Source organism: Chryseobacterium sp. GM_Chr_2, from assembly GCF_026540445.1.
In the GTDB taxonomy this organism is placed as follows: Bacteria; Bacteroidota; Bacteroidia; order Flavobacteriales; family Weeksellaceae; genus Chryseobacterium.
In genome coordinates this window covers 32,828-45,053 of the sequence record NZ_JALNUD010000011.1, presented here as the reverse complement: position 1 = coordinate 45,053, position 12,226 = coordinate 32,828, and the positions used below count along the sequence as shown (strand labels likewise).

General features: G+C 34.7%; 11 protein-coding genes. 3 read left to right on the top strand and 8 right to left on the bottom strand.

The window, feature by feature from the left end; translation table 11 throughout:
- Nucleotides 1–143 precede the first annotated feature (143 nt).
- Nucleotides 144–929 carry an alpha/beta hydrolase gene (locus OXQ85_RS16110; protein ID WP_267405801.1) on the top strand — a complete coding sequence of 262 codons (786 nt, stop codon included), beginning with the start codon at nt 144–146 and terminating at the stop codon, nt 927–929.
- A gap of 20 nt (nt 930–949) precedes the next feature.
- Here OXQ85_RS16110 and OXQ85_RS16105 read toward each other — a convergent pair whose 3' ends face one another.
- The 5 genes from OXQ85_RS16105 to OXQ85_RS16085 all read right to left on the bottom strand — a co-directional run bounded on the left by OXQ85_RS16105 (nt 950) and on the right by OXQ85_RS16085 (nt 6,819).
- Entirely contained in the window at nt 950–2,164 is a 1,215-nt protein-coding gene (locus OXQ85_RS16105; protein WP_267405800.1) for a serine hydrolase domain-containing protein, read from the bottom strand.
- Between the two features lie 191 nt (nt 2,165–2,355).
- Nucleotides 2,356–4,110, bottom strand: a complete 1,755-nt coding sequence (locus OXQ85_RS16100) for a discoidin domain-containing protein (protein ID WP_267405799.1) — start codon at nt 4,108–4,110, stop codon at nt 2,356–2,358.
- A gap of 318 nt (nt 4,111–4,428) precedes the next feature.
- Entirely contained in the window at nt 4,429–5,352 is a 924-nt protein-coding gene (locus OXQ85_RS16095) for an arginine deiminase-related protein (RefSeq protein ID WP_267405798.1), read from the bottom strand.
- 62 nt (nt 5,353–5,414) lie between these two features.
- Entirely contained in the window at nt 5,415–5,783 is a 369-nt protein-coding gene (locus tag OXQ85_RS16090) for a four helix bundle protein (protein WP_346659715.1), read from the bottom strand.
- A 121-nt stretch (nt 5,784–5,904) separates the two neighbouring features.
- Nucleotides 5,905–6,819 carry an arginine deiminase family protein gene (locus OXQ85_RS16085; RefSeq protein WP_267405797.1) on the bottom strand — a complete coding sequence of 305 codons (915 nt, stop codon included), beginning with the start codon at nt 6,817–6,819 and terminating at the stop codon, nt 5,905–5,907.
- A gap of 313 nt (nt 6,820–7,132) precedes the next feature.
- Here OXQ85_RS16085 and OXQ85_RS16080 point away from each other — a divergent pair, with 313 nt between their 5' ends.
- Entirely contained in the window at nt 7,133–7,294 is a 162-nt protein-coding gene (locus OXQ85_RS16080; protein WP_267405796.1) for a hypothetical protein, read from the top strand.
- Between the two features lie 496 nt (nt 7,295–7,790).
- The gene (locus OXQ85_RS16075; protein ID WP_267405795.1) at nt 7,791–8,291 is read left to right on the top strand and encodes a hypothetical protein; all 501 of its coding nucleotides are present in this window, start codon (nt 7,791–7,793) and stop codon (nt 8,289–8,291) included.
- 76 nt (nt 8,292–8,367) lie between these two features.
- Here OXQ85_RS16075 and OXQ85_RS16070 read toward each other — a convergent pair whose 3' ends face one another.
- The 3 genes from OXQ85_RS16070 to OXQ85_RS16060 form a co-directional block, all read right to left on the bottom strand.
- Nucleotides 8,368–9,654 (bottom strand): citrate synthase, encoded by a 1,287-nt coding sequence (locus OXQ85_RS16070; RefSeq protein ID WP_267405794.1) that lies wholly within the window; start codon nt 9,652–9,654, stop codon nt 8,368–8,370.
- A gap of 89 nt (nt 9,655–9,743) precedes the next feature.
- A complete protein-coding gene (gene eno / locus OXQ85_RS16065; protein WP_267405793.1) occupies nt 9,744–11,036 on the bottom strand; it encodes a phosphopyruvate hydratase in 1,293 nt (430 codons plus the stop codon).
- 147 nt (nt 11,037–11,183) lie between these two features.
- A complete protein-coding gene (locus tag OXQ85_RS16060; protein WP_267405792.1) occupies nt 11,184–11,978 on the bottom strand; it encodes a histidine kinase in 795 nt (264 codons plus the stop codon).
- Between the last annotated feature and the right edge of the window lie 248 nt (nt 11,979–12,226).

The following is a 12,226-nucleotide window of genomic DNA, read 5'->3' as shown; positions in this document are numbered from 1 at the left end:
TCCTTCTTCATATTTAATTATTTTTGTACAAACTCATCGATGTATCGGTGAGTTTTTTATCTTTATTATCTATGAAAAAACTACCTCTTCTTTTTCTGTTTTTGATTCTTTTTCTTTCAGGTTGTAAAGAAAAAACGTTGAACTTGAAAAATAATATCTCATTCGATTTTCAAAATGATATTTATTATGGCAAATATGCTGAAGAAAAACTAGATTTATATATTCCTAAAAATATAAAGCAAAATCAGGAGGTTTTTATCATCATTCATGGTGGCGGATGGCGGGCAGGAAGCAAATCAGACCTTACTTTTTTCACAAGAAATCTGATGGAAAAATTTCCCAACAGTGTTTTTGCTAATATCGAATACCGATTGGCTTCCAAAGATCGTTTTGCGCTTCCGAATCAGACAGAAGACATTCATAATGCGATGGAATTTTTAGAAAAAGAACTGAAGTACAAATCACAGTTTATTTTATTGGGAAACAGCGCGGGCGGGCATTTATCGATGTTGTATGCTTATCAATTTAATAAAAATAAAACAATAAAAGCGGTGGTGAACATTGTAGGGCCTGCTGATCTTTCCGATAAAAGTTTTAAAACATACACCGACTATTCGTTTGTGGAAAACCATTTAATCGACCCAAAAATCATCAACAATCATCTTCCGAAAGAAAAATTTGTAAGTCCGGTGTATTGGATCAACGAAACCTCATCTCCCACATTATCTTTTTATGGAACTCAGGATCATGTGGTTCCTATCTCACAAATGAAAATATTAGATTCAACTCTAAATCAATATAAAGTCAATCATCAGTCTTATGAATTTAACGGTGACCATATGGGCTGGATGAGAGAACCAAACGATCAGTTTTTAATTCAAAAAATTTCTGATTTTATTAAAAATTTAAATCATAAAAAAGCTCACTGATTTCTCAATGAGCCTGATTTTTAATATCCTAAAGCTTTCTTGGCTTCCAGACCTGTTGTATTTAAAGTCATAATACATTTCTCAAAATTGGCATCGCTTCGCAAATCCCAGAACGGAAGCAAAACAATGATGGAAACATCTGTATCAGGATCATAAGTCATTAACGAAAGATAGCCTTCGGTGGCACCGTTGTGACCATAGCCAATTCCAGGGAAATAGCCACATCCCAAGCCGTAGTTATTTGTGGTTGCAGGGCCTTTGCTTGTTCTCATCAGCTGAGCACTTGCTGAAGTTAGCACATTTTCACCTTTCATTACACTTCTGATATATTGAGAAAGCATTTCCATAGAACCTACTCCATTTCCTTCCCCAATGTGTGCGCTGGCATTTTTCTTATCTGTAATTTCAGAGTGGTCGGTGTATTTTATAAAACCGTTAATATACGACACTGGCAATTGCTGTTCAGTTCCCAGTTCAGGAAATTTAATATCCAAAGGAACTTTGGAAGATGGACCTACAATTCTATCATACATATAATTGCCATAAGTTTTTGTAGTACCTGATTTCTGAGTATAAATTCTAGCAATGATCTCGCTTAAAATTGTAAATCCCGTATTTGAATAATGATAAACCGTATTTGGCGGACCGTAAGAAAGATTATTATTCGCCAACACTTTCACATAATCTGCTGCTGAAAACTGGAAATTAGGCGAAGTTTCCAATTTATTGTCTGCATATGTTTTTCCTCCTACACTGTATTGCGAAGTATCGTTGGTGAGATCATAAATCCCTGCATTATGCTGCAATAGCTGGCGAATTGTAATATCATTTTTATATTTGATTTCCCAATCTGCGCCTGTTGGAAGGTAAGGAACACTCGTTCCCGGAATATTGGCAGTTATTTTATCATCAAGATTCAGCCAACCGTCCTCCATCATATTTAAAATAGCAGTTGATGTGAAATTTTTGGTATTACTCGCAAATCGGAAATACGTTTTTTTATTCACCGCAGATCCGTTGGAACCCATTACGGAACTGAAAAAAGTACCTTTTGGCGAAACCACATACACACTCAGCGAAGGAATATCGGTATTTAATTCTTTCTGAAGATTGGTATGGATATTTTTAATTGAATTATCAAGATTATTCTGATAATCGTCTGCCTCGTTATTATTCTTACAACTTAAAGAAAGCAGCAAGACCAGAGATAGGGTTATAAATTTAAGTTTTTGCATGGCTGTTCAGTTATTTATTCGGTGAGGTAAATTTCGTTAAATTTTATCAATTATTTTAAATAAACTTAAATGGCAGGAAGAGGGAGGCTTGAGGCGGGAAGTTTAGTCTAGCAAGATTATCTTAAACTCTCAATCATATTCTTTACCTGCATCCACTTGGCTCTTTTTACTTTTCACCTTTAACTTAAAAATTACTCCGCTTTAGAAATCTCCGTTCTTTCTGAAATTCCGTTGGCATTGAAAGCTTCAATCTGGAAATAATAAGGATCCGTTCTGTCGGCTCCGGTGAAATAATATTCATTTTTACCATAGACCATAATACTTCCATACAATTTATCCGGAGATTTTCCCCAATAGATCACATATCCATCGGCATCCGAATTCTGTTGCCATTTCATCCAAATACTTCTTCTTTCTCCATATTTTTTAGCATCAGCTCTCAGCGGAACGAAATTCTGAACTTTTGCAGGAACATTTCCCGCTCCTTTTCCGAATACTCTGAAACCGCTCAGCGCAAATTTTCCTGTCGGCATTTTCAGATTTTCCATTTTCAGGAATCTTGCTTTTGCAGGTTTTTCCAATTCTACATAATCGTGAGGAACGTCTTTTGTATTTTTGCTTTTATCCACAATTACGTTCCATTTTTTACCATCGTTGGAACCATAGATTTTATACTGATGCATTTTGCCTAAAGTTTTTCCCATAAATTCTACATCCTGATCCGCATAATTGATTTGGATGGCATTGATGGTTGAAACTTCGCCTAAATCTGTCTGAAACCACTCACCAGAATTCCCTGTTTTAGCACTCCAATACGTTTTAATGTCTTCATCTACCGCCAAATTGGGTTGATAACCTCCCAATGTTGACGAAACCTGAACCGGCTTATTATAATTCAGCAACATCCAACCGGAGAATAAACCTTTTGTGAAGTCTTTCCCCTGCGCATATTGCGGAAGATAAGTCGGATAATCGCCATACGCCGTATTACAATACATCACATCATCTTTATCAAATCCGGCAGGCCAGATTCCCAGTCGTCTTTCAAAATTATTTTTTGTGGAAATAAATATCGTCGAAACGTGCCACCAATTTTTGTAATTATCTTCGAAAGTTGCTCCATGCCCCGCTCCTCTTGCAAAACCTCCCGGCTTATAAGAAAACGGATTGTGCTGCTGATATTCAAAACCTTCCAAAGGATCTTTGCTTACGTACACACCATCCGAATATCCGCTGAATTCTGTTGCCGGAGCACCATATTGCATATAATATTTTCCGTTATGCTTCGTCATCCACGCGCCTTCTACAAAAGGCTGCAGGAAAACGTTATCATTATATTCTCCAAACCTTTCCCAACCGTGATCTTCAGGTTTTAACCTTAAAATAGGTTTTACAAAACCTTCAGACTGCAATGTTTTAGTTTTGATTTCTGTTCCCAGCAAAGGCCATTCATTGCTTGAACCCCAATACAGGTACAATTTATTTTTATCTTCATCATAATGAAAAGCAGGATCCCAAGCGCCAACCTTTAAAGTATCAACGGCAATTTTCCAGTCGTCTTTTGTGGGGTTTGTACTTTTCCAGATCGGGAAATCCTGTTCCCAGGTAGAACCAAAAACATATAGCGTATCTTTCATCGCCCAGACTGCAGGCGCATTCAGATCATGGATATATTTGTTGTCTCTTAAGAATTTTCTCTTCACAAATTTCCAGTCCAGCATATCATCACTATACCAATATCCTTCCTGATTGGTGGAAAACAAAAACATTTTGTTCTGAAAATTCACAATCACCGGATCGGCTGTTGCGCGGTGTTTTCCCTGTTTTGAAAAAACCTCAAACGGGGTATATCCGTAATCGATATTAATGGGGTTACAAAATGTTTTTTGCTGTGCCTGCAAACTAAATCCAAACAAAATAGCTACCCAGAAAAAGTACTTCTGCATCTTCATATTTTTTACTTTAAAGGCAAATTTAGTTAACTTTTTAAGAAAGTTTTATATAAAAACTGTTTTTCCAGATTTGATTAAAAAGTTATTCTTAAAATTTGAATTAATATTTTTATTTAGGCGAAACACTTCGACTTCGCTCAGTGTGACAATGCTAATACTAAACGTATAATTATCACTGCTGTCAGGCACCTCAGAAATAATCCATAAAAAAAACCGGAAAATCAGCATATTCCGGATTAGTATTTTAATGAATAAATTGTAAATCTATTTTAGGACTTGCCATTTTTTATGAAAATCCTTTCTCTTTAACAATTACTTCTTTGGCAAGAAAACCTCAGCCAGCATGCAACGTGCACTTCCACCGCCGTTTACTTCAATTGTATTTAAATCTGAATAGATGATTTCGCAGTATTTTTCTATCGAAGAAATCTGATCTTGATTTAAGGATTGATAAGCCGTCTGGCTCATTACTAAAAACTTTTCACCTTCTTTATTCTGAACCTGAAGCATATTTCCTGCAAATTGCTGCATTTGCGCTTCTGAAATTTCAATGATTTCTTTTCCTGAATTTTGAATGGTTTCAACCACGTGAGCTCTTTCTGTTTCATTATCGATACAGTCTAGACAAATCACGACAAATTTATCTGCGACACACATCATGACATTCGTATGATAAATCGGAAGTCTTTCTTCCCCAACCGTCTGGAAAGAGTGAAAAACGACTGGCGTAAAACCATATTTCTCACAAAATTGTCTGAATAAATTTTCATTCAATCTCAAAGAAACAGATCCATAAGCGATTTTATTATCGTGATCGAAAATCATACTTCCTGTTCCTTCCAAAAAATGCCCTTGAATTTCAGGAAGTGACCAATCATCAATTTCATCAACCTCAAATCCTTGATTTTTGATGGTTTCGATAATATCTTCTCTTCTTTCGACCCTTCTATTAGAGGCAAACATCGGGTATAAAACTACTTTTCCATCTTTATGAAAACTCACCCAGTTATTTGGAAAAATGGAATCCGGCGTATGAGGGTCGATCGTATCTTTAACGGTAATCACATTGATACCTTTGCTTCTTAGTTTTTCAACAAAAATCTTGAATTCTGCCAATGCTTTAGACTGAATATCTGCTCCTTTTTGTTCAACCTGAAAATAATTATTCTTCGCCGTCTCTGCATTGTATCCGAATGCAATCGGCTCTATCATTAATACTGTATCTGTTGTTTGCATAGTTTTGAATTTTAGTGGTGTTGGGTTTGAGAGTCTGAGTGTTTTAGTGTTTTAGTGTAAAATTAATTTTCATCTTTATTATTCGATAAAAAATTGCACCAACTTTGCGACTGACTCATCATGTTGACCAACATCCCGATTATTTGATTGTATTGATTGTTTAAACTAATAAACTGTTCTTCATTTATATAATTACATTTCCAAGAGTATAGAAGCCAAGTTTGGGTTTCTCTTGCTTCCCCTTCAGAATCTGTAAGCTTAGCTACAAAATATTTTTCGTATTTCCTTCTTCCCCAAGCTTCGCTGATGTTTGCCGAAACCGATCTGGATGATCTCCTGATTTGATCTGTAAGTGAATAGCATTCTTCTTTGGGAAAAGATTTTGTGAGTTCGAAAATCATCATAGAAAATTCTATGGACTTTTGAAACACCTTTAAGTCTTGGTGAATTTAATTGTTGACATCTTTGTATTTTTAAACTAAAATAGAAAAAATAACAACAACTCCACATCAAAACTCTCAGATACTCAAACTCTATTACTCTCCCAATCAATTACTCTCTAATAAGCGGCATCGTAGAACACCTCAGCAATCCTCCCATTTTGGAAATTTCTCGGTAAGGAATTTCTTCCACGGTCATTCCCCATTCGTTTCTCAGGTGATTGTTCATTCTGGTGAACGCTTTATCGGAAACTACAACTTCCGGAGAAATAGAGAAAATATTCGGAAACATTTCAAACATTTCTTCTGCATTGACGTGGAAACAGTTTTCTTCGCCAAAAATATCAATGATTAAACGATAATCACTCTCATCCACAAAACCATCTTTATAAATGATACATTTATCTTTACCAATAGGATTGAAAGTACAGTCTAAATGTAAAATCCCTTCATACGGAATCTTATCATTTTTCTTTAATTCAAGATCTATAATTCTTTTCTTTGGAAAATATTCTTTCAGAATTTCTATCGCGTATTCGTTGGTTCTTGCCGTTTTATAGCTTCTGTAATCTTCGCTAAAGCAAGTTCCGATAAAAATAAAATCGTCCCAAACAATCACATCACCGCCTTCAATATGAGCTGTTTCGGGAAGATTGATGATATTTCTCCAGGCAACCTCTTTAAAAACTGTTTTATAAGCTTCCTGCTCGTCGGCTCTGTCTGCGATTACATTCGAGATAATCATTTTATCATCAATCACAAAAGCAACATCTCTTGCAAAAACCTGATTATAATCTTTAATAATATCAGGACGAAGAACTTCTACATCATATTTTTTCAACACTTCCTCAAAAGCATTCATCTCATTGATGATGTCTGATTCTTTTGGATAAATATTGTGTTCTATTGAGTAATACGACTTTGCGTCATAGCTTTCTTCCAGCGTAGGAACCGCTCCTATAGAATTGGGCTGCCCTAAAACCACTGATCTCAGCCTTCCCGTTTCATTTTTAATGTTTAGTTTCATAAAGATTTATGCAATGCTACAAATATAAGTAAAGGGCGTTATTTAAGAAACTTTTAACGGTTTTTTAGCAGCAAACAGCAGTTTTCTTCTAGAGAAATCACTTTAGGCAGTTGTTCGCTCATTCTTTATTTTTCATTCATAAATTTAATTACTGAAAAACATCGATTTTAAAGATATTTTTAAATACAATCTATTGTTTATGATTAATTTACAATTAAAATTTGATTAACATTAAAATAATATTCATATATTAGTGATATAAATTTTAGCTAAAATTTAAACTTAACTATTAACAAATCAAATCACAAGAATCATGAACAAGAAAAATCCGGTGCTGAAAAACGCACAAAAATTAGGAAGAGAAGAGCAAAAAACTATTCAAGGAGGTATTGGAGTTGTCAACAGACGCTGCTGCGAATGGGACGATTCCGGAAAATGCTTTATCTGGACTTGCGACAGATGTCAATGTCCTTAATAAAATTGAAAAACCTGCTTTTATAGGCAGGTTTTATTTTTTTATTCATTTCCTCGCTTTCTATTTACTTATCACCAAATCAAATACAAAACTTGGGGACTACACAAAAAATTGTATCCATAAAGTTTGTCATCCTTGTAGGGATCTGAGCATAGTATTGGAAAACAAGACTGAGACAATTTTTTTATTTTCTTTTATCGCTATCGATCGCTAAAGTTTTGTACCTTATTTTAAATATTTTCGCTCGCAATGGCGTTATACTCAGCAAATGATAGCAATACTTAGCTAGCTTAACTATAAAATTCAAAGTCTTAAACTTTGAAGACAAAGCCCACAAAGTTTTTGTGAATACCACTTGTTTTAAGCCTCACAAAGCCGTTCCACTTATAAAAAACAGTGAAAAATTTATTTATTTTCTCCCAAGTTTTGAGACTTAACCTTATCATCCTATTAGAATTTAAAAACTTTCGTATTTTCGATATGCTTTAAATTAGTAATGAAAAAATCAGACACATCCATCCATAGTATTTGTATTGCTAAAATTAAAAGAAGTACTATAAAACCTTACGACTTTAAATGGACATTATTTTATGAGAATGACTCAAAAGTTTTATTTCAAAATTATCCTTTTGAATTACATGCTGAAGAGTTGATTATTTGTTCTACCATAATTGATTTTGATAATTTCAGCATTTTAACAACGAGAAAATTAATTACTTCAGAAAACGGGAAAGTGAATTTTGGCAATTTAATTAATGCTAAAAACCTACTTTACGGAGAATTTAAAAGTGAAAAAGACGATTTTACTTTTGGAAAAATAGAACTTGAAAATGGTGAAATCTTGAAATATTTTATTGAAACAAGAAAAGCTTCAATGGTGATGGTTCAAGGTGTAAAAACAGCCATTGATATTCAACAAATGAAAGAAAATCAGATGGAAAAAGTTACTAATATTTGGGATAGACACACAGAAAAATTTAATAAGAATAAAAATTAAAACAAAAAAAACTTAACCAAAAATAAAAAATCCCAAAGCTATTCACTTTGGGATTTAATTTATGATAAGATAATGATTATCTGTTCAGCAAATCAACGTAGTCTCTTTGTTGAGCACCTTGATAAACCTGTCTTGGTCTTCCGATTGGATCTCCTTTCAGTCTCATTTCTTTCCACTGAGCAATCCATCCCGGAAGTCTTCCTAATGCAAACATTACTGTGAACATTTCTGTAGGAATTCCTAATGCTCTGTAGATGATTCCTGAATAGAAATCTACGTTTGGATATAATTTTCTTTCTACGAAGTACTCATCTTCCAATGCTACTTTTTCTAACTGCATTGCAATATCAAGCGCTTTGTCTTGAATTCCAAGTGCGTTCAATAAATCGTCAGCCGCTTTTTTAATGATTTTTGCTCTTGGGTCGAAGTTTTTATACACTCTGTGCCCGAATCCCATTAGACGGAAGCTATCGTTTTTGTCTTTAGCTTTAGCAACATATTTAGATACATCACCACCATCTTTTTCAATTAATTCAAGCATTTCGATTACTGCCTGATTTGCACCACCGTGAAGTGGCCCCCAAAGTGCAGAAATACCCGCAGATACTGAAGAGAAAAGACCTGTATGAGCAGAACCTACCATTCTTACTGTAGAAGTAGAACAGTTTTGCTCGTGATCTGCGTGAAGAATTAATAATTTATCTAAAGCATCAATTACCACAGGATTCATATGGAATTCTTCATTTGGTAATCTGAAAGCCATTTTGTAGAAGTTTTCTACGTAGTTTAGGCTGTTATCTCCGTGGTTAAGCGGAAGACCTAATGTTTTTCTGTATGTCCAAGCCGCAAGGTGAGCAAATTTAGCGATAAGCAACTCAGCTGCGATATCCATTTCCTCTTTAGAGTTTACGTTAACCGCTTTAGGGTTGAAAGCCGTTAAAGCTGAAGTTAAAGTAGATAAAACTCCCATAGGGTGAGCAGAACGAGGGAAAGCATCGATGATTTTTTTCATCTCCTCTGCTACGAAGTTATATTTTTTGATATTACCGTTGAAGGTATTGAATTGATCTGAAGTTGGTAATTCACCGTGTAATAAGAGATACATTACTTCTGTGAAGTTAGATTTCTCAGCAATCTGCTCGATTGGGTAACCTCTGTAGAATAATTCTCCTTTATCTCCGTCTAAGTAAGTGATGTCACTAAGTGTAGCTCCGGTGTTCTTGTACCCTAAATCTAGAGTGATTAAACCTGTTTGGTCTCTTAATTTTGAAATATCGATTCCTCTGTCTCCGATAGTACTATCCACGATAGGATATTCATACGAATTACCTGCGTAATTCAATATTACTTTGTTGTCTGACATTATTTATTTATTTTTTCTTAAATATACTACATTATATAAAATACGGCAAACAAAAAAATTCGCTTGCCGTAATTTATAATTTCAATTAATTATCTTTTAATTTTAAAAGTATCCAACCCTGGGAAAATTGCAGTTTCGCCTAAAGCTTCTTCAATTCTCAACAATTGGTTGTACTTCGCCATTCTGTCTGATCTTGAAGCAGATCCAGTCTTAATTTGACCACAATTCATTGCTACTGCAAGGTCAGCGATCGTAGAATCTTCAGTTTCTCCAGATCTGTGAGACATTACTGAAGTAAACTTGTTGTGCTGAGCCATTTGTACTGCAGCCATTGTTTCAGAAAGAGATCCGATTTGGTTTACTTTCACCAAAATTGAGTTAGCAATACCCTCCTGAACTCCTCTAGACAATCTTTCTACGTTGGTTACGAATAAATCGTCACCTACTAACTGTACTCTGTCTCCGATTTTATCAGTAAGCATTTTCCAACCTTCCCAGTCATTTTCCTGCATACCATCTTCGATAGAAATGATTGGATATTTGTTTGCCAATTCAGCTAGGTAAGAAACCTGCTCGCTGCTTGAGAATTGCGCTGCATCCGGAGTCTGGAATTTTCTGTAGTCATAAATTCCGTCTTTGTAGAATTCAGAAGCTGCACAGTCTAGCGCGATCATAATATCGTCACCAGGCTTGTAACCTGCTTTTTCGATAGCTTGAAGTAAAGTATCCAATGCATCTTCCGTTCCAGCGAAAGTTGGTGCGAAACCACCTTCATCACCTACTGCAGTAGATAAACCTCTTGAATGAAGAATAGATTTTAAGTTGTGGAAGATCTCAGTTCCTTTTCTCAAAGCATGAGAGAAAGAATCTGCCTTTACTGGCATAATCATAAATTCCTGGAAAGCGATAGGCGCGTCAGAGTGAGAACCACCGTTGATAACGTTCATCATCGGAACAGGAAGTGTGTTTGCATTTACTCCACCCACATATTTGTATAATGGCATTCTAAGTTCCGTAGCAGCAGCTTTTGCAGCAGCTAAAGAAACACCAAGAATAGCATTTGCTCCTAGATTTCCTTTATTTTTAGTTCCGTCTAGATCGATCATGATCTGATCTAAAAGGTTTTGGTCATACACTGGAAGACCTACCAATTCCGGCGCTATTACTTCTCTTACATTTTCAACAGCTTTCAGAACACCTTTCCCCATGTATTCCGAACCACCGTCACGTAATTCCACTGCTTCATGTTCTCCTGTAGATGCTCCAGAAGGTACCGCTGCACGTCCCATTGCTCCGCTTTCTGTAAATACATCTACTTCAACTGTAGGATTTCCTCTAGAATCCAAAATTTGTCTCGCTTCTATGTAAGAAATGTAACTCATTGTTCTTTTTTTATAGTTTATACAAATTTAATCAAAATTTCACTTTTTAACCTAATTTTAGGCTATTTTATAGGGTAATTTCAAGTTAAATTTTAGTTAATTTTAAAAATGTGTCAATTTGTCTTTTCTGTAAATATTTAAAACAAATTAAAATATTACTTCAAAAAGAAGCGTTGTTCCTTTTTTTATAGGTAATATTTTCAGCGAACCATTACATTCCTGCATTCTGCGGTGCATATTATGAAGCCCGTTGCCTTCTTTATTCTCATGATTAAGTCCAATTCCGTTATCTGAAATCTGAATTAAAAATTTTCCTTCAGTTTGTTTAAACGATATTTTTAGTTGATCTGATTTGCTATGCTTATAAGCATTGTTTAATGCTTCTTTCAGACATAAAAATAAATTCCTCCTCCATTCGGTAGAAATCGGGAAATGATCAACAATATTTTCTTCTTCAAAATCAATTTGCATTGTTGTTTTTTTAAGGAAATTTCCGGAGTATATTTTAGCATAATTAATAAAACTTCCAATGGTATCATTTCCTGAATGTAAACTCCACAGCATTTCCCGCATGGAAAGATTCATCTCTTCCGAAGTTTTCAACAATTCATCAATATCAGTCTGAAATTCTTCATCCTGCAATCTTTGTTTCAAGAATTCTGCCTGAAGTTTTAAGGCGGAAATTCCGGCGCCCAAATCATCGTGCATATCGTGAGAAATTCGTTCTCTTTCTTTTTCGATTAGCTTTTGTTTTTCGAGTTCTTTTTGAAGAAGCTGATTTTGGTGTTCGGATTGTTGGAGTTGTTTTTCTTTTAAATAAAGTAATTGTCTGCGATTGTACATGAGAACGACGAATATGATGAAGCAGACGAAAAACATCATTACAATTGTGATGATAATGTATGTTAGTTTTATCTCATCGAAATTATATTCTTTCATCATTGCTTTTATTATATTTAATAAGAGAAACAAAAAATAATGAATAGAAAATACAATTGACTATAAAGAAAAACGATTGAGAGACGATTAAAACTTCAGCATCTATTTTACTAAATAAATACCTCGGAATAATTCTTAGAATAAAAAATACCCCCCAAAATAATAAAGCAAAGGATACCCAAAATTTAGGATCGTTGGTAATACTTTTTAGATTTGGATATTTAATTTTCCCGTAAAACCATATCAAACTG